The sequence below is a fragment of the Aquimarina sp. RZ0 genome (assembly GCF_008370685.1).
Taxonomy (GTDB): Bacteria; Bacteroidota; Bacteroidia; order Flavobacteriales; family Flavobacteriaceae; genus Aquimarina.
In genome coordinates this window covers 1-2,236 of the sequence record NZ_VTZU01000184.1, presented here as the reverse complement: position 1 = coordinate 2,236, position 2,236 = coordinate 1, and the positions used below count along the sequence as shown (strand labels likewise).

Genomic DNA, 2,236 nt, shown 5'->3' with positions numbered 1-2,236 from the left:
TGTAGCTTATGGATATCAGGTAAATGTAAATGAGGTACTTGCTCCTACCACAGCAGCAGGTTCTCATATGATTACCTTGGGTATCGACTTTGGGTGCAGACAAAGTAAATGTGGATGTACATATTAATAACATAAAAACTTAACATAAGACTGCCTGAAAAGTATTTTTTTTGCAGTTTCTTTATATATTCTTTACACAATATTTAGTTTACTTCTTAAAACTCAGCAAAACACTAAAAATTAGATGTTTTATTGAATAATTTTAAAATAAAAAATTGGCTGTTTATTTTTTTAGACACCCTAATTTTTGAATATATTTTGTTTCTAACGGTAGTCGTAAAAAAACTGCTTTAGGACATTTATAGCTAACGTAAACAATTAGATATTATGTACTGTTCATCAAGGTGTAATTACTGGATACTTTTATTATTATGTTTTATTATTAACAAATCGTATTCACAAGAAGTTATAGGTGATAGACCTTTTGAGACAAGAGCAGCAAGTGAAATTAGGATACAGGGAGATTTAGTTTTAATCGGAAATGCTATTACCGGATTATCAAGTAATCCGAATGGTAATAATAATACGCCAGGGAATAATAATGGGCAAACTGTTTCATATATTGATGTAGATGGTTTTGTTGATGAAAATTCTGATGGTATTGATGATACTTTTAGTTCTAGTAGTGCAACTTTTATGAGTAACACAGGGTGTTCTCGTATTGTATACGCTGGATTATATTGGTCGGCTACTTATTATATCGAAAAAAATAACAATAGCCCAGTTACACAAAATTTACCTCTTCCAGATCCCAGACCAGATTTTAGAAGTGTAAAATTAAGAACTCCTGGAGGGGCTACTTATTTAGACGTTCCAATAGCAGTCGATAGAGGTGTCATATATGATGGATACCGAAACTCTGCAACGAACCTAAATGATAGAGCTGCAAAAGATATTCCGTATGTATGTTATGCTGATGTTACTGATATACTAACAGGTCTTGCTAATCCCGAGGGAGAGTATACAATAGCCAACATTCGATCAGCTACAGGATTGTCATCGCCAGGAATTTCTTCTGGTTGGACAATGGTAGTTATTTATGAAGACCCTACAGAAACAGAAAAATTTATTAGCTCCAGAGATGGTTTCAGGCAGATAGCATCAGGCAACGGAGGGGCAACAGAAACATTTTTATATGATAATTTTCAGACCTTACCTGCTCCTTTACCGGTAAATGCAAGATTTGGTGTAGCAGCTCTAGAAGGAGATACAAATATTACCGGAGATGGTTTAGCTATCAATGCAGAACCTTTGGGAGGTTTTCCGATCCCCTTATCAGTAGATCCGGTAAATACGCCAACAAACTTTTTTAACAGTTCAATCTCTGTAGATGGTAACTATAATATGGCACGTAACCCAGCCTCAGAGAACACTTTGGGCTTTGATATTGATATTTTTAATATTCCAAATACCGGTAATAGTATAATAGGAAATGATCAGACTCAGGTGGAGTTTACTGCCAGTACTTCGGGTGATAGTTATAGTGTTTTTTTAAGCACTTTTAGTATTGAGATCATAGAACCAGAACTAGCAGTATTCAAACGGGTATTGGATATAAATGCTGTAGATATTACTGGAGGAGGCGTTAATCTAGGAGACCAATTGTTTTATGAGCTTACGGTTGAGAACCAGGGTAATGAAGATATTATCAATGCGAGTATTTTGGATATTCTCCCTGCCAATGTTGATTTTGTAGGAGGAACAATTACGACACCAGCAGGTGTTACCGCGGTGATAGACCCAACCGGTCGTGAGATCACTTTTACCTTTGATGATAGCGTATTAGAACGTTTTGATGGTCCAATAAATATTCGTTTTGGGGTAGAGGTAGTAGCAAGTTGTGCAGATTTGAGAGATGCTTGTAGTAATGAGATTGAGAATATAGCACGATCCACTTATACTGGATTAATATCTGGAACTACGAATTCTGGAGAAGATAGTGTTTTAGATCAGGATGTTTGCCAGTTTGATATTACTGGAGCTTCAAATTTTTTAATAGATTTGGATAGTTGCGATGGTAATTTTAATGCTTTTTTATGTACAGGTACATTGGATCTGACGGCAGGAGGAGGCTTTCCGACTTATGTTTGGACGGATTTAGGCACTGGTATGGTTATAGGAAATTCTCAGACACTGACGGTTAGTAGTGGAGGAGTTTACAGAGTTGATAAAACCG

The 2,236-nt window shown here is 35.9% G+C and carries 1 pseudogene; it reads left to right on the top strand.

The annotated features are described in order from the left end of the window. Positions 1-387 precede the first annotated feature (387 nt). Positions 388-2,236, top strand: a pseudogene (locus tag F0000_RS27070) (DUF11 domain-containing protein); the annotation flags it as partial.